Origin of the sequence: Kaistia nematophila (genome assembly GCF_026343855.1) — a bacterium.
GTDB classification, from domain to species: Bacteria; Pseudomonadota; Alphaproteobacteria; order Rhizobiales; family Kaistiaceae; genus Kaistia; species Kaistia nematophila.
In genome coordinates, this window is record NZ_JAPKNK010000012.1 from 1 (window position 1) to 25,008 (window position 25,008).

General features: G+C 66.9%; 28 protein-coding genes. 17 read left to right on the top strand and 11 right to left on the bottom strand.

The window, feature by feature from the left end; genetic code table 11:
- The first annotated feature begins 123 nt into the window (after nt 1-123).
- Both OSH07_RS21230 and OSH07_RS21235 read left to right on the top strand, forming a co-directional pair.
- Entirely contained in the window at nt 124-528 is a 405-nt protein-coding gene (locus OSH07_RS21230) for a VOC family protein (protein WP_266340699.1), read from the top strand.
- Nucleotides 529-564: 36 nt separating this feature from the next.
- Entirely contained in the window at nt 565-2,007 is a 1,443-nt protein-coding gene (locus OSH07_RS21235) for a phospholipase D-like domain-containing protein (protein ID WP_266340700.1), read from the top strand.
- Nucleotides 2,008-2,025: 18 nt separating this feature from the next.
- Here the strand turns inward: OSH07_RS21235 and OSH07_RS21240 are convergent, their stop codons facing one another.
- Nucleotides 2,026-2,994, bottom strand: coding sequence for a magnesium transporter CorA family protein (locus tag OSH07_RS21240; protein ID WP_266340701.1), 969 nt, complete (start codon nt 2,992-2,994; stop codon nt 2,026-2,028).
- A 232-nt stretch (nt 2,995-3,226) separates the two neighbouring features.
- Between OSH07_RS21240 and OSH07_RS21245 the strand changes: the two genes are divergently transcribed.
- The 3 genes from OSH07_RS21245 (at nt 3,227) to OSH07_RS24480 (ending at nt 8,129) form a co-directional block, all read left to right on the top strand.
- Entirely contained in the window at nt 3,227-3,742 is a 516-nt protein-coding gene (locus tag OSH07_RS21245) for a DUF992 domain-containing protein (protein WP_266340702.1), read from the top strand.
- A 216-nt stretch (nt 3,743-3,958) separates the two neighbouring features.
- Nucleotides 3,959-6,022, top strand: a complete 2,064-nt coding sequence (locus OSH07_RS21250) for an elongation factor G (protein WP_266340703.1) — start codon at nt 3,959-3,961, stop codon at nt 6,020-6,022.
- Nucleotides 6,023-6,203: 181 nt separating this feature from the next.
- On the top strand, nt 6,204-8,129 hold the full coding sequence (locus OSH07_RS24480) for a diguanylate cyclase (protein WP_266340704.1): 1,926 nt from the start codon (nt 6,204-6,206) through the stop codon (nt 8,127-8,129).
- Here the strand turns inward: OSH07_RS24480 and OSH07_RS21260 are convergent.
- Nucleotides 8,013-9,530 (bottom strand): DHA2 family efflux MFS transporter permease subunit, encoded by a 1,518-nt coding sequence (locus OSH07_RS21260; RefSeq protein WP_266340705.1) that lies wholly within the window; start codon nt 9,528-9,530, stop codon nt 8,013-8,015. The two genes, OSH07_RS24480 and OSH07_RS21260, sit on opposite strands and share 117 nt — an antisense overlap.
- 172 nt (nt 9,531-9,702) lie before the next feature.
- Between OSH07_RS21260 and OSH07_RS21265 the strand changes: the two genes are divergently transcribed.
- The 5 genes from OSH07_RS21265 to OSH07_RS21285 all read left to right on the top strand — a co-directional run bounded on the left by OSH07_RS21265 (nt 9,703) and on the right by OSH07_RS21285 (nt 14,927).
- Complete coding sequence (locus tag OSH07_RS21265; protein WP_266340706.1) at nt 9,703-10,497, top strand: DUF1194 domain-containing protein; 795 nt, start codon at nt 9,703-9,705, stop codon at nt 10,495-10,497.
- A gap of 72 nt (nt 10,498-10,569) precedes the next feature.
- A complete protein-coding gene (locus OSH07_RS21270) occupies nt 10,570-11,805 on the top strand; it encodes a lytic murein transglycosylase (protein ID WP_266340707.1) in 1,236 nt (411 codons plus the stop codon).
- Between the two features lie 296 nt (nt 11,806-12,101).
- Nucleotides 12,102-12,614, top strand: coding sequence for a YaiI/YqxD family protein (locus OSH07_RS21275; RefSeq protein ID WP_266340708.1), 513 nt, complete (start codon nt 12,102-12,104; stop codon nt 12,612-12,614).
- 164 nt (nt 12,615-12,778) lie between these two features.
- Entirely contained in the window at nt 12,779-13,606 is an 828-nt protein-coding gene (locus OSH07_RS21280; protein WP_266340709.1) for a lytic murein transglycosylase, read from the top strand.
- A 76-nt stretch (nt 13,607-13,682) separates the two neighbouring features.
- Nucleotides 13,683-14,927, top strand: a complete 1,245-nt coding sequence (locus tag OSH07_RS21285; protein ID WP_266340710.1) for a BaiN/RdsA family NAD(P)/FAD-dependent oxidoreductase — start codon at nt 13,683-13,685, stop codon at nt 14,925-14,927.
- A gap of 3 nt (nt 14,928-14,930) precedes the next feature.
- Here the strand turns inward: OSH07_RS21285 and OSH07_RS21290 are convergent, their stop codons facing one another.
- The 3 genes from OSH07_RS21290 to OSH07_RS21300 all read right to left on the bottom strand — a co-directional run bounded on the left by OSH07_RS21290 (nt 14,931) and on the right by OSH07_RS21300 (nt 17,207).
- A complete protein-coding gene (locus OSH07_RS21290) occupies nt 14,931-15,296 on the bottom strand; it encodes a winged helix-turn-helix domain-containing protein (RefSeq protein ID WP_266340711.1) in 366 nt (121 codons plus the stop codon).
- 143 nt (nt 15,297-15,439) lie between these two features.
- Complete coding sequence (locus OSH07_RS21295; protein WP_266340712.1) at nt 15,440-16,435, bottom strand: ABC transporter permease; 996 nt, start codon at nt 16,433-16,435, stop codon at nt 15,440-15,442.
- 31 nt (nt 16,436-16,466) lie between these two features.
- Nucleotides 16,467-17,207 (bottom strand): ATP-binding cassette domain-containing protein, encoded by a 741-nt coding sequence (locus OSH07_RS21300; RefSeq protein ID WP_266340713.1) that lies wholly within the window; start codon nt 17,205-17,207, stop codon nt 16,467-16,469.
- A gap of 469 nt (nt 17,208-17,676) precedes the next feature.
- On the opposite strand from OSH07_RS21300, the gene OSH07_RS21305 reads away from it, so the two are divergent.
- The 3 genes from OSH07_RS21305 (at nt 17,677) to OSH07_RS21315 (ending at nt 19,558) form a co-directional block, all read left to right on the top strand.
- Complete coding sequence (locus OSH07_RS21305; RefSeq protein ID WP_266340714.1) at nt 17,677-18,666, top strand: substrate-binding domain-containing protein; 990 nt, start codon at nt 17,677-17,679, stop codon at nt 18,664-18,666.
- A gap of 163 nt (nt 18,667-18,829) precedes the next feature.
- Nucleotides 18,830-19,087, top strand: coding sequence for a hypothetical protein (locus tag OSH07_RS21310; protein ID WP_266340715.1), 258 nt, complete (start codon nt 18,830-18,832; stop codon nt 19,085-19,087).
- A 144-nt stretch (nt 19,088-19,231) separates the two neighbouring features.
- Nucleotides 19,232-19,558 (top strand): GYD domain-containing protein, encoded by a 327-nt coding sequence (locus OSH07_RS21315; protein ID WP_266340716.1) that lies wholly within the window; start codon nt 19,232-19,234, stop codon nt 19,556-19,558.
- A gap of 206 nt (nt 19,559-19,764) precedes the next feature.
- On the opposite strand, the gene OSH07_RS21320 is transcribed toward OSH07_RS21315, so the two are convergent.
- Entirely contained in the window at nt 19,765-19,953 is a 189-nt protein-coding gene (locus OSH07_RS21320) for a hypothetical protein (protein ID WP_266340717.1), read from the bottom strand.
- 131 nt (nt 19,954-20,084) lie between these two features.
- Between OSH07_RS21320 and arfB the strand changes: the two genes are divergently transcribed.
- Together arfB and OSH07_RS21330 are read left to right on the top strand one after the other, a co-directional pair.
- Nucleotides 20,085-20,504: an alternative ribosome rescue aminoacyl-tRNA hydrolase ArfB gene (gene arfB, locus OSH07_RS21325; protein WP_266340718.1), complete on the top strand. Its 420-nt coding sequence runs from the start codon at nt 20,085-20,087 to the stop codon at nt 20,502-20,504.
- 73 nt (nt 20,505-20,577) lie between these two features.
- A complete protein-coding gene (locus tag OSH07_RS21330) occupies nt 20,578-20,832 on the top strand; it encodes a GlsB/YeaQ/YmgE family stress response membrane protein (RefSeq protein WP_266340719.1) in 255 nt (84 codons plus the stop codon).
- A gap of 40 nt (nt 20,833-20,872) precedes the next feature.
- Here the strand turns inward: OSH07_RS21330 and OSH07_RS21335 are convergent, their stop codons facing one another.
- Entirely contained in the window at nt 20,873-21,112 is a 240-nt protein-coding gene (locus OSH07_RS21335; protein WP_266340720.1) for a YgaP-like transmembrane domain, read from the bottom strand.
- A 72-nt stretch (nt 21,113-21,184) separates the two neighbouring features.
- Between OSH07_RS21335 and OSH07_RS21340 the strand changes: the two genes are divergently transcribed.
- On the top strand, nt 21,185-21,976 hold the full coding sequence (locus OSH07_RS21340) for a DUF72 domain-containing protein (protein WP_266340721.1): 792 nt from the start codon (nt 21,185-21,187) through the stop codon (nt 21,974-21,976).
- A gap of 202 nt (nt 21,977-22,178) precedes the next feature.
- Nucleotides 22,179-22,559, top strand: a complete 381-nt coding sequence (locus OSH07_RS21345) for a septal ring lytic transglycosylase RlpA family protein (protein WP_266340841.1) — start codon at nt 22,179-22,181, stop codon at nt 22,557-22,559.
- Between the two features lie 126 nt (nt 22,560-22,685).
- Here OSH07_RS21345 and modC read toward each other — a convergent pair whose 3' ends face one another.
- From modC to OSH07_RS21365, 4 genes are all read right to left on the bottom strand, one after another.
- Nucleotides 22,686-23,753, bottom strand: coding sequence for a molybdenum ABC transporter ATP-binding protein (gene modC, locus OSH07_RS21350; protein ID WP_266340722.1), 1,068 nt, complete (start codon nt 23,751-23,753; stop codon nt 22,686-22,688).
- A complete protein-coding gene (gene modB / locus OSH07_RS21355; protein WP_266340723.1) occupies nt 23,750-24,445 on the bottom strand; it encodes a molybdate ABC transporter permease subunit in 696 nt (231 codons plus the stop codon). Before modB ends, modC begins: the two co-directional genes overlap by 4 nt.
- Nucleotides 24,442-24,714 (bottom strand): molybdopterin-binding protein, encoded by a 273-nt coding sequence (locus tag OSH07_RS21360; protein ID WP_266340724.1) that lies wholly within the window; start codon nt 24,712-24,714, stop codon nt 24,442-24,444. Before OSH07_RS21360 ends, modB begins: the two co-directional genes overlap by 4 nt.
- 84 nt (nt 24,715-24,798) lie before the next feature.
- Nucleotides 24,799-25,005, bottom strand: a complete 207-nt coding sequence (locus tag OSH07_RS21365) for a TOBE domain-containing protein (RefSeq protein WP_266340725.1) — start codon at nt 25,003-25,005, stop codon at nt 24,799-24,801.
- Nucleotides 25,006-25,008: the final 3 nt, after the last annotated feature.

The following is a 25,008-nucleotide window of genomic DNA, read 5'->3' on the forward strand; positions in this document are numbered from 1 at the left end:
CCGGACGCGTTCCCCATCCGCGGGCATCGTCTCGGCGCGTCGCTGCACATGCGGGAAGACAGAACCTCCCGCAGGTCGTATCCTCCTGCCGAATTTCGCGCCACTCCGGGGGAACCGGCCTCGATGCTTGATCTGCGCCTTCACCACGTCTCTATCGTCGTGACTGACCTCGAGCGATCGGTCGCCTTCTACCAGAAGGCGTTCGGCCTCGAGCGCCTGCCGCGCCCGCCCTTCAAGACGCAGGGCGCCTGGCTCGACTGCCATGGCCAGCAGATCCACCTGATCCTCTACCCGCAGGGCACCTATCGCGCCAACGAGGCGATCGACAACAACGACGTCCACTTCTCGTTCCACACGCGCGACTTCTACGCCATCCTCGACCACCTGCTGGCGCAGGGCTTCCACGAGGGCCCGGACACGAACGATCCGATGCGCCTCTACGTACTGCGCGACGGTCCCGCCGGTTTCCCGCAGCTATACCTGCGCGACCCCGACCGCAACGTCGTGGAGGTCAATGGTGCTCCCTGATCGCGGTCCCCTCCCCGCTCAAGCGTCAGGCAGGCCATGACGGCCAATCATCTCGCCCTCTTCTTCTCGTTCCTGCACATCGTCTTCGCCGCGGCGGTGACGATCCACGCGCTGCTGACCCGACTGAACCCGCAGTCGACCGTCGCCTGGATCGGCCTCGCCTGGCTGTCGCCCTATATCGGCGCCCTTCTTTACGTCATGCTCGGCGTCAACCGGGTCCGTCGCAAGGCGATCAAGCTTTCCAGCCCGGGCGACGACATCGACCCGCCGGAATCGCGCTTCGCGCTGACCCCGGCCGACGTCGCCCATGGCGAAGACGAACATCTGGAGCCCCTGGCGAAGTTCGGGCTCCGGATCACCGGCCGGCCGCTGCTGGCCGGCAATGGCATCACGCCTCTGGTGGACGGCCACGCCGCCTATCCCGAGATGATACGCGCCATCGACGCGGCGACGACGAGCGTCGGCATCTCCGGCTACATCTTCCATGACGATCTCGGCGGCGCGCCGATCATCGACGCGCTGATCGCGGCGCATGGGCGCGGCATCGCCGTGCGGGTTCTGCTCGACGGCATCGGCGGCGGATACCTGAAGAACCCAGCCTATGACCGGCTGCTCGCCGCCAAGGTCCCGGTCGCCCGCTTCCTGCATGAGGTCGCGCCCTGGAAGATGTCGTTCATCAACCTCCGCAACCACAAGAAGGTGATGGTGGTCGACGGCAGCCACGGCTTCACCGGCGGCATGAACATCAGCGCCGGCAATCTCTACCGCGACATCACCATCCCGATGGACCGCGCCGTGCAGGACGTGCATTTCCGCGTCGAGGGCCCGGTGGTCTCGCACCTGATGGAGACCTTCGCCGAGGACTGGGCGTTTACCGCCAACGAACTGCTCGAGGGTCCGGCCTGGTTCCCGGAAATCGGCGGCGCCGGCTCGATCCCGGCGCGCGGCATTGCCAGCGGTCCGGACGAGGACAATGAGAAGCTGATGTGGACGATGGCGGCGGCGATCGCCCGCGCCGAGCGGCGCATCCGCATCGTTACGCCCTATTTCCTGCCGGACGAACGCATCAATTCGCAGCTGGCGCTGGCAGCGCTGCGTGGCGTCTCGGTCGAAATCCTGCTGCCCGAGATCTCCGACCAGGCCTACATGGACTGGGCGATGAACGCCTCGCTGTCGCCGCTGATCCGTTCCGGCTGCCGCATCAGCCGTGCCGAGCCGCCCTTCGACCACTCCAAGCTGATGACCGTTGACGGCGCCTGGGCGCTCTTCGGCAGCGCCAATTGGGATGCGCGCAGCCTGCGGCTCAACTTCGAGTTCAACGTCGAGGCTTATGACGCCGCGTTCGCGGACGTGATCGACCGGCTGATCGACCACAAACAGGCCAAGGGGCGACCCGTCACCCTGGCGGAACTGCGTCGCCGCCGCCTGCCGACCCGCCTGCGCGACGCCGCCACCCGGCTGCTGACGCCCTATCTCTAGGCACGAGCGGCAATTCGGCTATAGCCAGCCGCGCCGCTTGAAATAGAGGAACGGCACCAGCGCCGACACCACCATGATCACCAGCGCCAGCGGATAGCCGAAGCCCCAGCCGAGCTCCGGCATGTCCTTGAAGTTCATGCCGTAGATCGTGCCGATCAGCGTCGGCGGCATCAGGATGGTCGAGGCGACCGTCAGCACGCTCACCACCTGGTTCTGCTGGTTGGCAACGAGGCCGAGCGTCGCGTCGAGCAGGAAGGTGATCTTGTTCAGGACGAAATTGACATGGTCCTCGAGCGATCGCACGTCGCGCAGCGCCAGCTTCAGCCGCGCATTGTTGCCGTTCTTCAGGTCCGGCAGCATGGCGGCGGCATATTGGGCGAGCCGCTCCAGCGAGGAAAGGCTCTCGCGCGCCTTAGAGGCGAGGTCGCCCTGCATGCCGATCGCGCCGATCAGGATGGAGAGCCGCTTGGAGCGGATCCGCTCGCTGGCCTTGCGGGTGAATATCTCGCTGTTGATGCGGTCGACCGCCTGGGCGATGTGCTCGAGCACGTCCGCCGTGCGGGCTATGAAGGCCTCGAGCAGTCCGTTGAAGATGCCGGCCGGGGTGCCGCAGCCGCTGTCGGGCTTCGGCGCGATGGCGAGGAACTGGCGAAACGCCTTCATGTCCTCGTAGCGCAAGGTAACTATTTTCGTCTTTCCGACGCCAAAGGTGAACGGCGTCAGCACGGGATGACCGGCGTCGAGACCGGCGAGCACGCTCGCCGTCATGAACACGACGCCGTTCTCGACATAGAAGCGGCTGGAGAACTCGATCTCCTGAGTCTCCTCGCGCGTTGGCACCAAAGCGCCGAGAAAGGCTTCGGCGGCGTGCTCTTCCTCGGCAGTCGGCGCGAAGAGGTCGAGCCAGGCGGCCGACGTGCCGGCCGCCGGCGCATCGATCGCGATCGGTGCGAGGCCGGTTGCTGAAATCGCGTAGGCAGTCAGCATGCAAAGCTCCAGTGCGTTAACCGAATGGCAAGGCTTGTGAGCGTTGTCACTTGCGCCGCCCTCAAACGTTTGTCATGACGAACCTAAGTCCTATGTCGATGGGATCGAACCGCTGCAAGGCCCGTTGTAGGACCAAGCGCGGTCGTCACCCGCGGTTCCGCCGAACCCCCACCGACGGAATCCGCATCGCGGCTCGGGAGACCGGGCCGTAACACGAAAGGAAAAATTCATTATGGCGAAGTTTGTTTCCCTTAAGTCCATTGCAGCGGCTACCGCTGTCGTGCTGGCCGGCATGGGTGTTGCCAAGGCCGCCGACATCGTCGCCCCGGTTTACGAAGACGGCCGCAACGGCATTCGCATCGGCATGCTGACCTGCGACATCAATTCGGGCCTCGGCTACGTCATCGCCTCGGCCAAGGAAGTCGCCTGCACGTTCAAGCCGAATGGCGGCCGCGCCGAGGATTACGTCGGCAACATCAAGAAGCTCGGCGTCGACCTCGGCTACACCAGCCAGAGCCGCCTGATCTGGGCCGTGTTCGCTCCGACCGCCGGCTACCACCGCGGCTCGCTCGGCGGTCTCTATCTCGGCGCGACCGCCGAGGCGACCGTCGGCGCCGGCATCGGCACCAACCTCCTGTTCGGCGGCACTCGCGGCTCGATCGCCCTGCAGCCGATCAGCGCCACCGGCCAGATCGGCCTGAACGTCGCCGCCGGCGGCGCTGCCCTGCTGCTCGACCCGGTCAACTAAGACCTGGTTCTCGCGCTTCATCCTTCGGGATCAGAAGGCCCGCGCCATCGGCGCGGGCCTTCGTCGTTTCCGGGCCACACGAATTCGCGTTTTCACACCGCCTTGCCATGCCCGGCTTTCCCTGAGACGATCCGTTTGCGGGCCGGGTCTCTGGCTCCGGTCCACGCGTCCAAGACATGAGAATGCCACAAGAACATTTCATGAACGGAGGAAGCGATGACGGACAGGAACGGAGGTGGTGTCGGCAGAAGCGCCGGCCCCAAGGCGATCGCCCTGATCGGGCCATTCGGCAGCGGCAAGACGACGCTGATGGAGGCGATCCTCGCGCGCACCGGCGCCATTCACCGTCAGGGTCTCGTCGGCGACGGCACCGCGGTCGGGGACGCCGGCGCGGAAGCCCGCGCCCATGCCATGAGCGTCGAGCTCAACGTCGCGGAGACCAGCTTCATGGGCGAACGAATCGCCCTGCTCGACTGCCCGGGCTCGGTCGAGTTCGCGCATGAGGCGGAGGCGGTTCTGGCCGCCGTCGACTGCGCCGTTGTCGTCGCCGAGGCCGACGAGAAGAAGGTCGGCGCGCTGCAGCTCATCCTGCGGCGGCTGGAGGCGCTCAAAATTCCGCGCATCCTCTTCCTGAACAAGATCGACAAGAGCGAGAAAGGCGTCCGCGAGACGCTTGCGCTGCTGCAGCCGGCGAGCAGCGTCCCGCTGCTGCTCCGCCACATCCCCATCCGCCAGAACGATATCGTTACCGGCTTCGTCGACCTCGCGCTGGAGCGAGCGTTCATCTATCGCGAATACGCGCCGAGCGAACTGGTCGACATGTCCGACGACGTCCGCGTCAATGAGGTGCGCGAACGCTATGCGATGCTGGAAAAGCTCGCCGACTATGACGATTCCCTGATGGAGGAGCTCCTGGAGGACGTCGAGCCGTCACGCGAGCATGTGCTGGCGGATCTCGTGGTCGACATGCGCGCCGGCCTCGTCTGCCCGGTGCTGATCGGCTCCGCCCTGCATGGCCATGGCGTCGGCCGCTTGCTGAAGGCGATCCGCCACGAGGCGCCGGATGTCGCCGCCACCGTCGGGCGGCTCGGCCTCGGCGATGGCCCCGAGACGGTGCTGCAGGTGATGAAGACCGTGCATACCGGGCACGCCGGCAAGCTCTCGATCTCTCGCGTGCTGCGCGGCACGATCCAGGACGGCGTCGAGCTGATGGGGCCGGAAGGCTCGGTCGGCCGCGTCTCCGGCCTGCTGCGCGTCTTCGGCCAGCAGGTGAACAAGCGCGAACCGGCTGCCGCCGGCGAGGTCGTCGGCCTCGGCAAGCTCGACGGCGCCGCGACCGGCATGACGCTTGCGACCGGCAAGCAGGTGCCCGCGCAGCTCGCGCCGCTCGTCGCGCCCGAGGCGGTGATCGCCGTCGCCGTCTCGCCGGCCGAGCGCAAGGACGAGACCAAGCTCTCGGCCGCGCTGCTGCGCCTCACCGAGGAAAGCCCCGCCCTGCGTGTCTCGCAGGACGAGGAGGCCAGCGAGATCCGCCTCGCCGGCCAGGGCGAGATGCATCTGCGCGTGGCGCTCGAGCGGCTCGCCGCGCGCTACGGCCTCAAGGTCGAGACGAAACCACCCGCCATCCCCTATCGCGAGACGATCCGCGGCGAGGCGACGGTGCGTGGCCGGCACAAGAAGCAGTCCGGCGGCCACGGCCAGTTCGGCGACTGCGTCCTTGAGATCCGCCCGCAGCGCCGCGGCAATGGTTTCCTGTTCGAGGATGCGATCACCGGCGGCGTCGTGCCGCGCAACTACATTCCGGCCATCGAAGCCGGCGTGCAGGACGTGATGAAGCGCGGCCCGCTCGGCTTCCCGGTCGTCGACGTCGCCGTCAAGCTCACCGACGGCTCCTATCACAGCGTCGATTCCTCCGATCAGGCCTTTCGCACGGCGGCGCAGCTCGGCATGCGCGAGGCGCTGGAGGCGTGCAGCCCAGTCCTGCTCGAACCGGTGCTGCATGTCTCGGTGACGGTGCCCTCCGAGGCGAGCTCGCGGGTCAACATGATGGTGACGCAGCGCCGGGGCCAGTTGCTCGGCTTCGACGCCAAGCCGGATTGGCCCGGCTGGGACGTCGTCGAGGCGGAAATCCCGGAATCGGAGATGCGCGGGCTGATCGTCGAATTGCGGTCGGCGACGGCCGGCGTCGGCACCTATTCGAGCCGCTTCGATCATCTCGCCGAACTGACCGGACGCCTGGCTGATCAGGTCTCGGACAGGAAGGGAACGCGCGCCGCCTGAGAAGGCCCGCGAGAGCAGTGAAGGCAGGGCCGCCGCGCCGCGGCCCTGCCTTCATCGACGCCAGTTTCCGGCATCGACCAACAATGACGCAAAACGAAGCAAGTTGATCGCATCTGTTCGTTCTTCCTCAACGAATAGCTGCGATGCGTGGTCTGTCGAAGATCCCATCAGGCCGCATGTGGTGCAGCGCTTCCTTCTTCCCATGATGTTCTTCGCCGCCGGCGTGTTGCTCTATGTGACGGCAGGCGGTCTCGGCGTATGGCTGATGCGCATCGCCAACAGCGCCCCCGCCTTCTGGCCCGCCAACGGACTGGCGGTGGCCCTGATCCTTTCGGTCGGAATCCATCGCATGGGATGGGTGCTCGCCGGCATCGCGGCGGCCGGTTTCGTCTTGCAGAAGCTGGCGGGCGCCGGAGCGCTCGGGACCTGGATCGCGCTCGGCGACATCCTCGAGATCGCCATCGTGACCATCGCGGCGCACCGCGCGCGGCTGCTGGGCTCCGGCCTGCAGAGCATCGCCAGCGTCGTCACCATGATTGCCATCCTCATGGTCGCCACGGTAGCGAACGCCGTGATGGCGGCTGTCGGCGTCGCCTTGTTCCGCCAGGTGCCCGTTCTCGACAGCGTTTTCATGCTGTGGCGGCTCGACATGACCAGCGCTCTGCTGGTCCTCGCGCCCTTCTTTGCGATTGCGACGCCGGGACGGCTCGACGAGATCCGCCAGACCCTGCGCCATGGCGCCTGGGCACGCGGCCTCGAATATCTCGCTTTGGTCGCCGTCATCCTCGGCGCGGTCGTCTTCATGTGGTGGAGCGGCCAGTCGCTGATCAGCTTCTTCACGGCGCCGCTGCTCTGGTGCGCGATCCGCTTCGGGCAGGCGCCGACGACCATCACGGCATCCTGTCTCTCCCTGCTCATCATTCTGCTGACCATCGCCGGCGAATGGCCGAACGCCTATTCAAGCCAACCGCTGGCCTGGCAGTTGCAGCGCATCGAGCTATCGCTCAGCCTCAATACCCTCCCCACCCTCTTCATCGCGGCGGCCATGGCCGGACTCCACAAGTCGGCGCGCGCGCTGAAGCAGAGCCAGGAGCGGCTGCGCTATGCGCTGGCCGGATCCGGCGAAGGCGTATGGGACTGGAACATCGCCACCGGCGAAACCTATTTCAGCGACAGTTGGCACGAGATCCTCGGCTACGAGCCCGGCGAGATCGAGCCGCATGAGCGCAGTTGGGACCATCTGCGGCATCCTGACGACAATGCCGAGAACCGGCGGCGCATCGCCGATCATCTCGAGGGGCGGACGCCGCGCTACAGCATCGAGCAGCGCTTTCGCCACAAGAATGGCGACTGGATCTGGGTTCTCGATCGCGGAAGCATCGTCGAGCGCGACGCCGAGGGGCGGCCGCTGCGCGCGGTCGGCACGCTGCAGGACATTTCGCGCCTTCGAGCCCGCCAGGACGAACTCGACCGCCGCGCCCATCACGATTCCCTGACGGGTCTCGCCAACCGGACGTCTCTCATCGAGAGCTTCGAGCGCTGGAACCGCGAGAAGCGCAGCTTCTGCTTCGTGCTGATCGATCTCGACGCGTTCAAGCCGATCAACGACCGGTTTGGCCATCAGTTTGGCGACCACGTCCTGCTCGCCATTGCCGACTGCATCCGCGCCTGCATCGGCAAGGATGACGTCGCCGCGCGCCTGGGCGGCGACGAGTTCGCGCTTCTGATCGACGCGCCGCAGGCCGATACCGAGTTCACGGCGCGGCGGCTGATAGAACGCATCTCCGAGGCGATCGGCTATGCCGACTCGCTCGTCACCACTGGCGCCAGCATCGGCATCGCGCCGGCATCGGACGGCGCGCCCGACTTCGAAACCACATATCGGATGGCCGATATCGCGCTCTACGACGCCAAGGCGGCCGGTGGCTCGATCTATCGCACCGCCGGATCGTCCCGCCCGTCCGGGCAGTCGCGACGGGGCAAGCCAGCCTCAGCCCTTCCCGGCCTCGCCGGTGAAGATCCAGCCGACGACGCCACCGGCCAGGGCGAAGACGCCGCAGACCATCGCGATGGCCGAAAAGCCGGCAATCGTCGCCTGCTCCCATAGCGAGCGAAGGGCGGCCATGTCGACGCCGTCCGTCGCCGGCAGCGCGCCGCCGAAGCCTGCCTGCCGCACCAGCCTGGCCGCGTTGCCGTCCGCCGCCGCCAGTACGCCGTCGAAACCATGGCTGACGGCGATGCCGAGGCTTGCCACCGCGATCAGCCCGGCGACGCGCGCCACCGCATTGTTGATGCCGGACGCCGCGCCTCGCCGCGCTTCCGGCGCGGCGTTCATCACCGCCGTCGAGAGCGGTGCCACGGTGATGCCCATGCCGAGCCCCATCAGCAGCATGACCGGCACCAGCGCAGGCCAGAACCGCCCATCCGACACCGCCGGCGCCAGCAGCAGGAAACTGATGCCCGTCAGGATCGGCCCGACGGTCAGGCAGGGCCGGACACCGAGGCGATCGGAAAGGCCGCCGCCGAAGCGCGACAAGAGCGCCATCACGATGACGAAGGGCAGGAACACCGATCCCGCCAGGGCCGCCGGATAGCGGTGCGCCTGGATCAGCGCCGTCGGCAGGAAGAACAGCGCCCCGGCCAGCGCGAAATAGAGCAGCAGCGTCAGCACATTGACGCCGGAGAACATACGGCTGGCGAAGAGGCCGAGCGGCATCATCGGCGCCGGCGCGAGCGCCTCCCAGAGGATGAAGACGACCAGCACGGCTGCTCCGGCAAGCGCCAGCCCGGCGGCGAGCTCGACATGGATGCCGCCCGCGCCGGCGCCCATTTCCGTGAGGCCGTAGGTCAGCACGCCGAGGCCGACCACCGCGAAGGCGCCGCCGATCCAGTCCATCCGGATAGCGGCGACCCTGCGGTCCGCCGGCACCTGGTATCGGCAGACAAGCCAGGCGACGACGGCGATCGGCACGTTCATCAGGAACAGCGCCCGCCAGGAGCCGAGATCGACCAGCGCGCCGCCGAGGATCGGGCCGATCGCCGGCGCGATCGACGAAGCGGCGGCCCAGGTGCCGATCGCCCTTCCCCGGATCTCGGGCGGATAATGCGCCGAGATCAGCGCCAGCGAACCGGGCACCATCAGAGCGCCGCCGACGCCCTGGATGGCGCGGGCGAGGATCAGGCTTTCCGGCGACCAGGCGAAGCCGCAGGCGGCGGAGGCGAGCCCGAACAGGGCGATGCCGAGCATGAAGACGCGGCGCAGGCCATAGGCGTCGCCGGCGGCGCCGCCGAGCAGGGTGAACGCGGCGAGCGTCAGCGTATAGGCGTTCGAGGTCCATTGCGCCTCGCCGAAACTGGCGCCGAGATTGGCCCGGATCGCCGGCAGGCCGACCGTGATGATCGAGCCGTCCATAAAGGCCATGCCGGAGGCGAGAATGGTGGCGACGAGCACAGAGGCGCGCGCCCCGGCGCCGCCCGCCTCGCCCTGGTTTCTGCCGGCTTCGATCAAGCTCGCCTCCACCCTCTCCACGCCCGCGAGCGTAGCCGAGTTTTGGCCTCGCCGCTTCGGCCATCACCCCTCGGGTGTCGCGGAATTGATCCGGCGCGGCCGCCTGCCCCTTGAGGCATGACGCCCGAGCCCTAGCCTGATCGATGGGGCCCCAAACCAATCGAGGTGCGTCATGCGGTTTCCCGAAATGCTGATCGCGACCCTGGTGACGGCGGCGGCGCCCTTCCCCGCCGCGGCGCGGGACCTCCCCGTGGACCTGGAGCTCATCCTCGCCGTAGACGTCTCGCGCTCGATGGATGCCGACGAACAGGCCCTGCAGCGGCAGGGCTATGTCGCAGCGCTGCACCATCCGGACGTCATCGCCGCGATCCAGTCCGGCCCGACCGGCCGCATCGCGATCGCCTATTTCGAATGGTCCGGCTACAACTCGCAGACGATCATCGTACCCTGGAGCCTGGTCGACGATGCCGAAAGCGCCGACGCGGTCGCCTCCCGCATCTCGCCAGGCGAGGTGTTCGGACGCTACGGAACCTCGATATCGGGCAGCCTCACCTTCGCGGCCTCCCTCTTCGACAACAACGGCTATGCCGGCGCGCGGCGAACGATCGACATTTCGGGCGACGGGCCGAACAATATGGGCCCCCCCGTGCTTGCGGCGCGCGACGCGGTGATCGCGCAGGGCATCACGATCAACGGACTGGCGATCACGCTGAAGCCGCCGCGCAGCGACAGCAGTTTCGAGATCGACAATCTCGACGACTACTACCGCGACTGCGTCGTCGGCGGCCTCGGCGCCTTCACCCTTCCCGTGCACGACGTCGACCAGTTCGAGGTCGCGATCCGCCGCAAGCTGGTCACCGAAATCGCCGCGCAGCCGCCGCCGGTCATCCTGGTCGCCGACCGGTCGCAGGAGGCCAGGACCGATTGCACGAGCAGCGAGGGCGGGACGGTCCGCGCGCCGCGCTGAGCGATGGAGGTTGCGCCGGACGTCCGGCTTCGCCAAGGTGCCGTCGACATCAACGGCCAGGTGACCCATCCCGTGCGCATTCTGCTCAGCCTCTGCCTGCTTTTCCTCGCCGCCTTGCCGGCGGCCGCCCAGACCGCCGACAAGGCCCGGATCGAAAAGCAGTTCCAGAACTGGCTGGCAACGACCGTTCGCGCCGACGCGCAGAAGCGCGGCATCTCGCGCCAGACCCTCGATGCGGCGCTGTCCGGCCTGACGCTTGACTGGTCGCTGCCTGACCTTGCCCCGCCCGGCGTGCCGCGCAAGAAGGACGAGCCGCAGCGGCAGGCGGAATTCTCCGGCCCGGCCCGCTATTTCAGCGAGCAGAAGGTGGCGACGCTGGCGAATGGCGGCAGGACGCTGCTGGCGAAATGGGGGAAGACGCTCGCCAAGATCGAGAAGACCTACGGGGTTCCGGCGCCGATCGTCGTCGCGATCTGGGGCCGCGAAAGCGGCTATGGCGCCGCCAAGATGCCCTATCCGGCCGTGCGGGCGCTGGCGACCGAAGCCTTCATGGGCGCGCGCAAGGCGAGCTTCTATCCCGAATTCCTCGCCGCGCTGCAGATCGTCGACGGTGACCATATCGGCCTCAACGAGATGCGCAGCTCCTGGGCCGGCGCGCTCGGCCAGCCGCAGTTCCTGCCGTCGAAATATCTGACGCTGGCGGTCGATTTCGACGGCGACGGCAAGCGCGACATCTGGAACTCGGTACCCGACAGCCTCGCCTCGATCGCCAATTACCTGCGCCAGAGCGGCTGGCAGCCTGGGGTCAATTGGGGCGTCGAGGTCGAGGTGCCGGAGAGTGTCTCCTGCAGCCTCGAGGGACCGGAACAGGGCAAGCCGCTTTCCGCCTGGCAGGCGATGGGCGTGCGCCCCGTCGGCGGCGGCAAGCTCGCCGGCCGCACGCCCGACCGCATCGGCCACCTGCTGATGCCGGCCGGAAGGCACGGCCCCGCCTTCATCGTCTCGCAGAACTTCTACGTGCTGAAGAGCTACAACGAGTCCGATCTCTACGCGCTGTTCATCGGCCATCTGGGCGACCGGCTGCGCGGCGCCGGGCCGATCGCGAATGCCTGGGGCGATGTCGGCGGCTTCACCCGCTCCGATGTCCGCGCCATGCAGGAACGCCTGGAAAAGCGCGGCGTCGATGTCGGCACGGCCGATGGCCTGGTCGGCTTCAAGACGCGGATCGCCATTGGCGCCTGGGAGGAAGCGAACGGCCGCCGGGCCACCTGCTTCCCCGATGCCGGCATGCTGCGCTCGATCCGCTGAGCCGGCTCCCGAGCCGCCGAGTGTGACAAATGCAGCGCGTCGCTACGGAACCTTGCCGGCTACCCTTACGAATCGGGTCGAAACGCGCTACGTTAACCATGTCATCAACAAACGAAAGGAGGTGGTCTAGTGTCTCATTGTCGTTCACCGCGTATGTCGGTTCCAATGGTCCGGATCTCTCTCTTTGCAGAGGTTTGCGCCGCGTGACCGGCTTTCCTCCGGCTTCGTGCCGGGTCGCGGTCTGACAATGGAAGGGTCGTCCGCAAGGGCGGCCCTTCTTCCTTTTCGAGCGTTCCATGCAAGCTTCCAGCGAAACCCTCCCCGACGGCCCCCGCCCGATCGAGATCTATGTCGACGCCGACGCCTGCCCGGTGAAGGACGAGATCTACAAGGTCGCCGGCCGGCACGGCCTCAAGGTCCATGTCGTCGCCAATACCCCGATCGGCATCCCGCGCGAGCCCTGGATCGAGCGCGTGCTCGTGCCGAGCGGGCTCAACATTGCCGATGACTGGATCGCCGAGCGCGTCGGCCGCGGCGACATCGTCGTCACGGCCGACATTCCACTGGCCGACCGCTGCATCAAGGCCGGCGCCGACGTCATCGGCTCGAACGGCAAGCCCTTCACCGAGGCCTCGATCGGCAATGTGCTGGCGACGCGCAACCTGATGGAGGACCTGCGCTCGGCCGGCGCCGTCACCGGCGGCCCTCGCCCGTTCTCGCCGCGCGACCGCTCCGCTTTCCTGTCCGCGCTCGATCTCGCCATCGTCCGGCTTAAACGTGCCGGCTTCGGCGCGACGAAGGCGAAATAGCGCAAGAGGAGGCGTGTCAGGCGATAAAAACCTGTCACAATGTGATCGCAATCACACCACTCGCCTCTCTTCAACCGCTAGGTAACCATCACGCGTTTAGTGTCCTCTCGCGCGTGCTGCCAAGCCCGCATCGTTCTCGGCCCCCGACTAGACAAAGGCTTAAAATGAAGACCTCGAAGCTCCGCCTGTCGGCCCTGGTTCTCTCCGCCGCGCTCGCGGTCGGGTTGGGACGGGCCGAAGCTGCGACCTGCGGCAAGGATCCCGCGCAGTTCGGCGCGTGGTTGCAGGATTTCAAGGCCGAAGCGGTTTCCGCCGGCATCTCGCGCGGCGTCGTCGAGCAGGCGCTCGGGGGCGTCACCTACGATCCGCGCGTCATCAAGCTCGACCGCAACCAGAAGCACTTCTCGCAACCCTTCGAGGTCTATTCGAAGCGCGTCGTCTCGCCGGCCCGCGTGGCCAAGGGCAAGCAGCTGATGCAGCGCTATGCCTCGACGCTCGACCGGATCGAGAAGCAGTTTGGCGTTCCCGGCCCGATCCTGATCGCGATCTGGGGCATGGAGACCGATTTCGGCGCCGGCAGCGGCAACATGTCGACCTTCCGCTCGCTGGCCACCCTCGCCTTCGACTGCCGCCGCACCGACTTCTTCCAGGACCAGCTGATGGACGCGCTGAAGATCGTCCAGCGCGGCGACCTCTCGCCGGCGCAGATGAAGGGCGCCTGGGCGGGCGAGCTCGGCCAGACCCAGTTCCTGCCCTCCTCCTATGTCCGTTTCGCCGTCGATTTCGACCGCAACGGCCATGCCGACCTGCGCAACAGCCCGGTCGACGTGCTCGCCTCCACCGCCAACTACCTGAAGGGCTATGGCTGGCAGCGCGGCGGCAGCTGGGAGGAAGGCTCGCACAACTTCGCGGTCCTGCGCGAATGGAACAAGGCCGGCGTCTACGCCAAGAGCGCGGCGCTCTTCGCCGACAAGCTGGTCGGCAAGCGCTAGGCGACTTCGGGCGAGGCGGCAGACGCTTCGCCTACCCCCTTGCGATCGCCGCGGTTTCGACCGACAAACCGCGGCGATGTCCAACGAACCCACTTCTCCGACTCGTTCCGTCACGATCATCGGCGCCGGCCCTGCCGGGCTGATCGCCGCGGAGACGCTCGCCAAGGCCGGTCTCGCCGTCTCGGTGCATGACCGCATGCCCTCCGTCGGCCGCAAATTGCTGATGGCCGGCCGGGGCGGCCTCAACCTGACCCATAGCGAGCCGCTGGAAGCCTTCCTGAACCGCTATGGCGCCGCGAGCGAGCGGCTGCGGCCGCTGATCGAGGCGTTTCCGCCCTCGGCGCTGCGCGACTGGGCCGAGGGGCTCGGCCAGCCGACTTTCGTCGGCTCCAGCGGCCGCGTCTTCCCGACCTCGCTGAAAGCCTCCCCGCTGCTGCGCGCCTGGCTGCGCCGGCTCGACGAGCTCGGTGTCCGCTTCGTCCTGCGCGACGACTGGCAGGGCTTCGACGCCGACCGGAATCCGATGTTCCGCCATGCCGACGGCACGACCGGAACGGTCGAGGCGGACGCGACGCTGCTGGCGCTCGGCGGCGCCAGCTGGCCGCGCCTCGGCTCGAACGGCGCCTTTTCCGATATCCTCTGGGAACGAGGCGTCGACGTGACGCCGCTCCGCCCCGCCAATGTCGGCTTCCGGGTCGCCTGGTCGGAAATCTTCCGCAGCCGCTTCGCCGGACATCCCCTGAAGACGCTCGCCATTCGCTTCGGCGAGACGACGCTGCGCGGCGAGGCGATGATCACGGCCTACGGCCTCGAAGGCGGCGTCGTCTACGCCCTGTCCGCGCCGCTTCGCGACGCGATCGCGCGCGACGGCGCGGCGACGGTCCAGTTCGACCTCGCGCCCGGCCGGAAAGCTGACGAACTCGCCGCGCGCATCGCCGCGCAGAAGCCGAGCCAGTCGCTTTCCAACCGGCTGCGCAAGGCAGCGCATCTATCGCCCGTGGCGATCAACCTGCTGCGCGAGGGCGCCGGCGGCCCGATGCTTCCGGCCGAGGCCGAAGCCCTTGCCGCCCTGATCAAAGCCGTACCGATCCGGCTCACCGGCACCGAGGGCCTCGAACGAGCGATCTCGACCGCCGGCGGCGTCGCCTGGAGCGGTATCGACGAAAACATGATGCTGAAGGGGTTGCCGGGCGTGTTCGTCGCTGGCGAGATGATCGACTGGGAAGCGCCGACCGGCGGCTATCTGCTGCAGGCAAGCTTCGCCACCGGCATCGCCGCCGCACGGGGCATCTTCGCCCGCCTCGGCATTGCCGAGGGCTGAACCTCAGCCCTCTTCGCGCATCAGGCCGCGCAGTTCGGCGACGCCGGCGGCGATCGCCGCATTGGTCTCCGCCTCCATGGCGCGATAGCGGTCGAGCACCAGCCGGCCCGTGGCGGTCAGACGCGCGCTGCCGCCGCCGCCCGTGCCGCCCTTCTCGGTCTCGACGAGCGGATCGCGAAACGCCGTATTCATCTCGCGGACGAGCCCCCAGACGCGCTTCTGGCTCATGGCGAGACGCGCTCCGGCCGCCGCCAGCGAGCCGGTAGCGGCAATCGCCTCGAGCAGGTCCGCCTTGCCGGGCCCGAGCGCGAAGCCGGGCTTCAGCACGAGACGGAAGCGAAGGCCTTCGGTCTGGTTGGGAAGTTTCATGCGGTTTCGGGATGGCTCCTGGATCGGAGCCTATTCTTGCTTGCGCCGATCCCGATAGTCGAGGGCCGAAGTTCCCCTCGCCTCTCCCCATGGGAGAGGTGAAGAAACCGGGCACCGCCGAAGCGATGCCCGGCACAAGAGGATCAATCCGACTGGCGGAAGCTGCGGATGCGGTCGAAGGCGACCGCGATGACAATGAAGGAGCCGACGAAGGCGCCCTGCCAGAAGGTCGAGATTCCCAGCAGGATCAGGCTGTTGCGGATGACCTCGATCAGCGCGGCGCCGACCACGGCGCCAAACGCCGTGCCGGTGCCGCCGGCGAGGTTGGCGCCGCCGATGACGGTCGCCGCGATCACGGTCAGTTCCATGCCGGTGCCGAGATTGGTGGTCACGCTGCCGAGCCAGCCGGTCATCAGCACGCCGGCGATGCCCGCCGTCAGCGCCGAGATCACATAGACGCCGACCTTGATCCGCCGGACGGGAACGCCGGTCAGAATCGCGGCCTGCTCGTTGCCGCCGATGGCGTAGATGTGGCGGCCCCAGCCGGTCCAGCGGAAGACGAAGCCGGCGATCACCGCCATCACGGCGAGCGCGATCAGCGGATTGGCGATGCCGAAGGTGGTGCCGCCGCCGAGCTGCAGCAGCAGCGCCTGGTCCGGCCCGAACTGGTAGACCATCTTGTTGTTGGAGAGCACCAGCGCCATGCTTCGCGCCACCGAAAGCATGCCGAGCGTCACCACGAAGGGGGGCATGCCGACATAGGCGATGAGCACGCCATTGACGACGCCGACGATGATGGCGGCGACGAGAGCCGCAGCGATGCCGACGGCAAGCGGATAGCCGGCGCTCATCACCAGGCCGGTGACGATCGCCGACAGGCAGAGCGTCGAGCCGACCGACAGATCGATGCCGCCGGAGATGATCACCACCGTCATGCCGATCGCGACAATGCCGACAAAGGCGAAGTTGCGCGTGACATTGAACAGGTTGTTGCGGGTGGCGAATGTGTCGGTGAGCAGACTGAGCGCGACGCAGGCGAGCACCGCCGCGACGAATACCCAGAAGGTCTGGCGCGAAAGCAGCCAGCTCAGCGTGCTGTGCGTCTGGCGATTGATGGTGTCGTCGAGCGAAACAGCCATTGATACGTCCTCCCTTTCGTTTCGCTCGATGTCAGGCGCGCTCGAGCGCGCCAGTGGTCAATGCGGTGACTTCTTCCGGCGAGCTCTTGGCGATCTCCTTGTCGGCGACCTTGGTGCCGCGCCGCAGCACGACGATCTTGTCGCAGACCGAGAAGACGTCCGGCATGCGGTGACTGATCAGGATCACGGCGATGCCCTGGTCGCGCAGGCGACGGATGAGGTTCAGCACCTCGGCCACCTGGCGCACGCTGATCGCCGCCGTCGGCTCGTCCATCAGCACGATGCGCGCATCGGAAAGGCGGGTGCGGGCAATGGCGACGGCCTGGCGCTGGCCGCCGGACATCTGCTTGACCAGATCGCGCGGCCGCGTCTCGGATTTGAGCTCCTTGAAGAGGTCGCCGGCGCGCTTGTACATCGTCGCATAGTCGAGGATGCGGAACGGCCAGACGCCGCGGCGCAGCTCGCGGCCAAGGAAGACATTGGCGGCGGCGGTCAGGTTGTTGCAGAGCGCGAGATCCTGGTAGACGACCTCGATGCCGCTCTCGCGCGCCTCGACCGGCTTGTGGAAATGGACCTCCTGGTCCTGCACCCGCATCGTGCCGTGCGAGGGCGGAAAATTGCCGGCGATGATCTTCACCAGCGTCGACTTGCCGGCGCCATTGTCCCCCATCAGCCCGACGACGGCGCCCGGCTCGATGGTCAGCGACACGTCGTTCAGGGCCTGAATCGCCCCGAAATGCTTCGATATTCCCTTGAGTTCCAGGACGCTCATCCCGGCGCTCCTCCCTGCCGCGCAGGCCGTTGATCGGCCCGTCGCTTCCCTCGTTTCCGTCCGGCGAAGCCGTCCGATCCTCGAATTAACCCTTATGGGCGCGTCTGGACGACGTCAATCCGAACATCAGACAAATACATTTCAATGCCGCTGATACAGAAAGCAGAAACAAGGAAAATATTGACCGTAAGCGCTTTCATTCTCAGAAAAATCGAGAATCACAATGTTAAGTGCTACTTCAATTCAGGTAATTTGCGACGCACAATATTTACATTGCACTGCGTCATGGATCGTTTCATAGGATTAATCGCATTGACTTTGTTCGATTTCGGAATTTAGTTGCTATCGCCCGCAGCGGCAACGGAACAATCCGTGCGCCGCGCTATCCCCCGGAAAGCCCCGGGATGGCGCGAAGCGAGACCCAATCGGCCGGCGGGCGGCGGAAGCTATACTGTCTCGGGAGGACACCATGAAAAAGACACTGGCGATTCTGTCTCTCGCCACCACCTGCCTGGCGATCGGCCTTGGCGCGGCGCGCGCCGAGGACAAGGTCCTGGCGATCGTCGTGAAGGGTCTCGACAACCCCTTCTTCGAGGAGATCAACAAGGGCTGCCAGAAGTGGAATGCCGAAAATCAGGGCAAGGGCTATACTTGCCTCTATACTGGCCCTGCTTCCAGCAATGACGAAGCCGGCGAAGTGCAGATCGTCGATGACCTTCTGACGAAGGGCGTCGCGGCGATCGCCATCTCGCCCTCCAACGCTCCGGCCATGGCCAACCTTCTGAAGCAGCGCGCCCCGACCATCCCGGTGATGACGGTCGACGCGGACCTGAACAAGGAAGATTCCGCCCTGCGCAAGGCCTATCTCGGCACCGACAACTACCTGATGGGCGTCAAGATGGGCGAAGAGCTGCTGAAGCATAAGAAGGGCGGCACCGTCTGCCTTCAGCTCGGCAACGTCGCCGCCGCCAACATCGCCGCCCGCGCCGCCGGCGTGCGCGACACGCTGGCCGGCGCCAAGGATGTCGACAAGCTGACCGGCCAGAACGGCTGGACGGAACCGGCGGGCTGCCCGCTCTTCACCAACGATCAGTCCGACCTCGCCAACCAGCAGATGAGCGACACCTTCACCGCCAATCCGAAGCTCGATGCCTTCGTGCTGGTCGGCGGCTGGGCCCAGTTCGCCCCGCAGGCCTATGCGCAGGTCACGGATGGCGTGATGGACCGGCTGAAGAGCAAGGACCTCGTGATCATCGCCGGCGACACGCTGCCGCCGCAGATCGAAGCGCTGAAGGCCGGCCGCAGCCATGCCCAGATCGGCCAGCGTCCGTTCGAGATGGGCTACAAGGCCCCCGACGCCATGATCAAGCTGATCAATGGCGAGAAGGTCGACGAGATCCTGTATACGGGCCTCGACGTCTGCCTGCCCGAGAACGTCGACAACTGCCTGGCCAAGTAGGCCGGACATCGTTGTAGGCCGGACATCGTTTGCCGGATCGCCGGGTCCGGTACGGAAAGGGGCGTCTCGACGCCCCTTTCTTTTTGCCGTCCGGCAGGTGCAACGACGGATCGAACCCTCTATACCGGACCGGGGACTGGCTACGAGACGAGGACAATCGAGCATGCGCCGCACCATCCTGGCCCTTTCGCTTCTGCTGGCCGCCACCCCGGCCTTCGCCTGCACCGAAGCCGAATTGCAGGAAAAGTCGATCTCGCTGGCCGAGCTCGTCAAGGCCATCACCACCAAGGACCCGAGCAAGGCGCAGGACTGGCGCCGCCGCCAGGTCGAAGTCGACCGCGTTGCCGAACGGACCACCGATTTCGACGAGATCTGCGCCGCCTACGACAAGGCGATCGCGGAGGCCAAGGCCCAGCAATAGACGGGAAGCGGTAAAGCTCTCGCGAGCGCCCTGCCGCCGCCTTCCCTTACGCCAACAACGGGTCCACTGTTGGCGATCGCCCGGCCGGCCCTCCGGATCCGGCCAGGCTTTCCGGGCGCCAGGAGCGTCCGAAGGGAGGATGCCATGGCTCATTTCATGCTGCAGGCTTCGTATGCGCCCGGCGCCGTCAAGGCGCTCGTCGGCAATCCGCAGAACCGCGAAGACGCCATCCGCAAACTCATCGAATCGATGGGCGGCAAGCTCAATTCGTTCCATTTCGCTTTCGGCGAGTTCGATGTGGTGATGATCGCCGAATTCCCCGACGCGACGACGGCGGCATCGGTGGCGCTCGCAACCGCATCCTCCGGCGCGCTCAGCAAATTCCAGACGACGACGCTGATGACCGCATCGGAAGGCATGGAGGCGATGCGCAAGGCGAAGACCGCGAGCTATTCGCCGCCGACCGGATAGGCTCTAGGAATCCGGGGAAACCGGCGGACATCGAAGCCCGGTGCCTCAAAGCCGCGGGCCTCGCAGTGGCCCGCCCGACACGTGGATCGAACAACCCGCGCTACGGCGGGTCCCAGCGACCTGGGCCCGCCGGCCTGGTCGCGAAGCGAAGGCCGCACGCCACGCCCCACGACAAAGTCGCTCCCGCCGGGCAGCGTTCGCCGCGCTCAGCGCTCCGGGATGCCAAGGCTCGGAAACGGCGTGTTGAACACGAACGACACGCCGGACATCATGACGGCGCGCTGCGAAGCAACGCTGTGTTCGGCCCAGATGATCGGACCGGCCCCGGCTTTGTTCGCAAGCAGAAAGCCGACTGCCACGACCAGCGCTACAGCTATTCCAAACTGGAGATTCATCGGCGACACCCCCGTTCAGCTAGGTGATTCTAGCACAATCGGCGAGTCTCGGCGACACCCTCGACAGAAAAGCTCGCTCCCCCTGCCGGATTGATCTTGGCCGTGCTATTCGATCCGGCTGGAAGGCGAAAATGATCCGCATCAATGACGAGATCGCCCTCGACGACAGCGAAATCGAGGAAAGCTTCATCCGCGCCTCAGGGCCGGGCGGGCAGAATGTGAACAAGGTATCGAGCGCGGTGCAACTGCGCTTCGATGCCAGACGGTCGCGCGCGCTGCCCGATGCGGTGGCGGTGCGCCTGATGCGCCTCGCTGGCTCGAAACTGACGCAGGACGGGGTCATCGTCATCACCGCGCAGCGTTTTCGCGACCAGACCCGCAACCGGGCCGACGCGCTGGAGCGGCTGGTGGCGCTGATCCAGGAGGCGCTGGTTCCGCCAACGCCGCGCCGCGCAACGAGGCCGACGCTCGCCTCGAAGAAGCGCCGGCTCGAAGGCAAGGCCAAGCGCTCCGGCGTCAAGGCGATGCGCGGCAGCGTCAAGCTCGATTAGCTCTCGCCAAATCAGCCAAAGGCGTGCAACATTTTGACGCGGCCATGCGCTGTGTCATAACCGGGAGCGCCTCATGGGCATCATCTGGACCATCATCATCGGTTTCGTCGCCGGCGTCATTGCCAAGTTCATCACGCCAGGCAGCAACGAGCCGAGCGGCTTCATCCTGACGGTTCTTCTCGGCATCGCCGGCGCCTTTCTCGCCACCTATCTGGGGCAGGCGATCGGCTGGTACGGCCCGAATGACCAAGCCGGATTCATCGGCGCCATTGTCGGCGCCGTCATCGTGCTCCTGATCTGGGGCGCGGTCGTCAAGAAGCGCGCCTGACGGCGCGCCGACCCCGCGTCCTGCCAGGGGCCAGCCGGATTCAGCGAACCCGTCTTTCCCACTCCGGACAGTGGTCGTGCACCGCCTTGGTCAGCGGGCAATGACCGGTCGCGCCGCGATAGGCGAGATAGGAGCCTGTCGCGAGCGCCAGAACGGACAGCAAGCGGTTCGGCCTCGGCTTGACCGCCGCGGCAGCCAAGAGGAGGCCGGCGATGACTGAAACGACGCGACCTTCCGTCGAAATCTCCGGAACGACAACGGGTGGTTTGGCCCGAAACATTTTGGCACCTCCGATTGCTGACGCTAGCAAACGCACGAGGTCGGCACCCGTTCCCGTCGAAGGGCGCAGCCGATGATCCGGGTCGGCATAGGCGGCTGGACCTTCGAACCCTGGCGCGACGACTTCTATCCGGCGGGGCTACCGCAGAAGCGCGAGCTCGAATATGCGAGCTCCAGGCTGACCTCGATCGAGATCAACGGCACCTACTACGGCTCGCAGAAGCCCGAGAGCTTCCGCAAATGGGCCGAGGAGACGCCGGACGACTTCGTCTTCTCACTGAAGGGGCCGCGCTTCGCCACCAACCGGCGCGTTCTGGCCGAGGCGGGCGACTCGATCAGCCGCTTCTTCGCCAGCGGCGTCACCGAGCTCGGCCCCAAGCTCGGCCCGATCAACTGGCAGTTCATGGCGACCAAGAAGTTCGACGCCGACGACTTCGCCGGCTTCCTCGAACTGCTGCCGAAGACGGTCGACGGCATCGCCATCCGCCACGCCGTCGAGGTCCGCCACCCGAGTTTCCAGACGCCTGACTTCATCGCCTTGGCGCGCCGGCATGGCGTCGCCGTGGTAGTGGCGGATTCCGACACACATCCGCAGATTGCCGACCCCACCGCCGATTTCGTCTATGCGCGTCTGCAAGACGCCTCCGAGGACGAAAAAAATGGCTATTCGGACTCGGCCCTGAGCACGTGGCGCGACCGCGCCCGGAACTGGGCGGAGGGCTCCGTCCCCGCCGACCTGCCGCTCGTCGCCGACGCACCGGTCAAGGCCGGCAAGCGCGACGTTTTCATTTACATGATCAATGGCTTCAAGCCGAAGGCGCCCTTCGCCGCCATGGCGCTGATCGAGCAACTCGGCTCCCGCTGAGTCAGCCGGATCTCGTGCAGCGCTGCACCGAGTCACATCGGGTTGCGGACGGTTGCATCCGATTTGTGAACAATCCGCCGCCCAATTCTCGCCTTTTTCCACTGTTGAGAAACAGCCAGCGAAGCTTGTTTCGGTTTTAGGTGCAATCCCGCGTCGGCGAACGCGAAAAAGAAGAGATCTTAGTGTGCAGGTAAAATTGCGTATCGCGGCGGTCACCGCCGCCCTTGTCACCGCTGGCGCGGCCCTCTCCATCGGGACGCTTCCGGCAGAAGCCGGCAGCCAGTGCGGCAGGGCTTCCTGGTATGCCCTCGGCGGCAAGACGGCCAGCGGCGAACGCAACAACCCCAACGCCATGACGGCGGCGCACCGCCACCTCCCCTTCGGCACCCGCGTCCGGGTCGAAAACCTCAACAACGGCAAGTATGTCGTCGTCCGCATCAATGACCGCGGCCCGTTCGCCGGCGGCCGCGTGATCGACGTCTCCCGCGCCGCCGCGCAGCAGCTCGGCATGGTCAAGACCGGCACCGCCAAGGTGCGCCTGGTCGTCGACGGCGCCGCCATGAAGAACGCCTGCCCGGCCTGATCCAGGCTCTCCTCGCCCCGGCCGCCCCCCTTCGAGGCGCGGCGCCGGCAGCCAGGTATTTCCATCCCCTCCGGACGGGACCTCGCCTCGGCAAGCGAGCCGCGAAGCGCGCGTTTCGCAGCCGCGTCAGGTCCCGTCGAGCGCCACGGCCTTGACAAGCGCCGTGACGGCCATGCCCGGCGCGAGCTCCAGCTCGCGCACGGCATCGCGCGTGACGCGCGCCAGCATCGGCTTCCCGCCGACATCGAGACGTACCCCGACATCCTGCGCCCGTCCGTCCCCGATCGCGACGATTCGGGCGCGCAGCCGGTTTCGGATCGAGAGCCGCCCCGGATCACCGACCGCCAGCGTCACGTCGCGCGCGCGGATGCGGATCCGCAAGCGCTGGCCAATCGGCGCCTCGACATAGGGAATGACCAGGAAGCCGGCCGGATGATCGAGCCGGGTGATGCCGTCTCGCCGGTCCTGCGCCAGCACGGTTGCCTCGAGCACGGCGCCCGCTTCCCAGTCCCCGACCGAATCCAGCTGCGCGAACACCTCGCCGACCGGCCCGAGCGTGACGACGCGCCCGCCATCGATCAGCGCGACCGTATCAGCGAGCCGCGCCACCTCCTCGACCGAATGGCTGACATAGACGATCGGCAGGCGCTTGGCGTCGCGCAGCCGCTCGATGAAGGGCAGGATCTCGGCCTTGCGCTCGCGATCGAGCGCCGCGAGCGGCTCGTCCATCAAAAGGCAATCCGGGCTCGAAAGCAGGGCGCGGCCGATCGCGACGCGCTGCTTCTCGCCGCCGGAGAGATCGCGCGGCAGCCGCGCCAGCAGCGCGCCGATGCCAAGCAGGTCCACCACCTCGTCAAGACTGCCCCAGCGCCGGGAGCGCGGCGTCAGCCAGCGGCCATAGAGCAGGTTGGAGCGCACCGAGAGATGCGGGAACAACCGCCCCTCCTGGAAGACATAGCCGATGCGGCGCTTGCCCGGCGGCACGAACACGGAGCGATCCGTATCGACCAGCGTCCGTCCGTCGAGCACGATGCGGCCCTGGTCCGGCCGCGCCAGGCCGGCGATCTGGTTGACCAGCGACGTCTTGCCGGAGCCGGAGCGACCGAACAGCGCCGTGACGCCCGATCCTGCCTCCAGAGCGATGTCGAGCGTGAACTGGCCGAGTTGCTTGCGGATGGCGACCGAGAGCGTCATGCCACCGTCCCCCTGGCAACCCGGCGGGCGAGGAATTCGGAGAGCACCAGCGCCGCGAGCGAGATCGCGACCGAGATCAGCGTCAGCCGCAGCGCCGCAGCGTCGCCGTCCGGCGTCTGGATCAGCGCATAGATGGCGGACGGTATCGTCTGGGTCTGGCCGGGGATGTTGGAGACGAAGGTGATGGTGGCGCCGAACTCGCCGAGCGCGCGGGCAAACGAGAGCACGACGCCCGCCAGTATGCCCGGCAGGGTCAGCGGCAGCGTCACGGTCAGGAAGACCAGCAGCCGGCCGGCGCCGAGCGTCGAGGCGGCCTGCTCCAGCTTGCGATCGATGCCCTCGATCGACAGGCGGATCGCCCGCACCATCAGCGGAAAGCCCATGACGCCGCAGGCAAGCGCCGCGCCCGTCCAGCGAAAGGCGAAAACGAGACCGAATGTCTGCTCGAAGAAGGCGCCGAGCGGTCCCTTGCGGCCGAAGGCGAGCAGCAGCAGGTAGCCGGTCACCACCGGCGGCATCACCAGCGGCAGGTGCACGAGCCCGTCGAGCAGCATGCGGCCATAGAAGCGCCCACGCGCCAGCAACAGCGCGACGGCGATGCCGATCGGCAGGCTGACCAGCGTCGCCACCGACGACACCTTCAGGCTCAGCCAGATGGCCGTCCATTCTTCAGGGGAGAGGAAATCGGTCATGAATCGCCAGTCATGAGTCGCCAGTCCGGATCATCGGTCACGGAGCCGCCGCTTGGGAAGGTCGGGGGCGCGATCTTGGCGCGCCGCAGCGTCGATGGCTGCTTCAGCTCGATGCGGACAACATCGCGGACGCTGCGGCCGCCATGCGCATGGCCCGGAACCATCAGCCGGAGACGGTCCGGCGAGGCCGGCGGCGCGCCGCCCTCATAGGCGAGGATCACGGCCTCGCCGGCACATTGCGCATCGAGTTCGCCGATCGACAACGCCACGGCATAGCCGTCGCGCGGCCAACAAGGCCGGCGCGGGCCGCCCCGGCGCAGAGGCGCGATCCGCCCGCATGGAGGAACGCGCCCTTACTTGCCGACCATGACGTCAGAGGCCTTGATGACCGCCGTCGCCCTGTCGCCCACCTTCAGGCCCAGATCGTCGACCGCCTCATTGGTGATCGACGATGTGATGATCAGGCCATGGCCGATATCGATCTTCACCCGCGCGGTCGTCTGCCCCTTCTCCACCGCCGTGACCGTGCCTTCCAGCTGGTTGCGCGCGCTGAGCTTCATGTT